Raw genomic sequence first — 479 nt, 5'->3', positions numbered from 1 at the left:
TCCACGTCACGACTTTTAGCAAACCGAACAAGACCAAGCTTCGGCAACTTGATGTGTTTACTTGAAACAGCGATATTTCCATTGGTTTGCTTTGTGGTATAGGACTGTACCTTGTTCTTTTTACTTTTAAATGTAGGGGCTTTGGTTTGTTTTTTATAATACCGTTGGTAAGAATCAGCGAGGTTTTCAACCGACTTTTGCAGGGAAATACTATCCACTTCTTTTAAGAAAGGATACTGCTCTTTTAACTGGCGAACCGCCTTCATCGAATCGTATTTGTTGAAAAACTCTCCTTTCCAGTTATTTGAAGGTAGCTGACCGTTTTGCACCATATCTTCGATGATGTACCAGTAAGCGTCTTTTTGCTTCTGCTTACCGAGGAAGAAATTGAACACAAATCTAGAACAACCGAGCGTTTTATGAATGAGATCGACCTGTTTTTGGTTAGGAAAAAGACGAAATTTGAACGCTTTTTTTAC

1 protein-coding gene is annotated in these 479 nt (G+C 38.8%); it reads right to left on the bottom strand.

Features of this window, described 5'->3' with window-relative positions; genetic code table 11:
* Positions 1-479: helix-turn-helix domain-containing protein (locus tag QDN89_RS21940; RefSeq protein ID WP_280772316.1), on the bottom strand; the 479-nt coding region annotated here is incomplete at both ends.

Origin of the sequence: Salipaludibacillus daqingensis (assembly GCF_029891575.1) — a bacterium.
Taxonomy (GTDB): Bacteria; Bacillota; Bacilli; order Bacillales; family Salisediminibacteriaceae; genus Salipaludibacillus; species Salipaludibacillus daqingensis.
The sequence above is the reverse complement of the archived record's forward strand: the minus strand, read 5'-3'. Positions and strand labels throughout refer to the sequence as shown.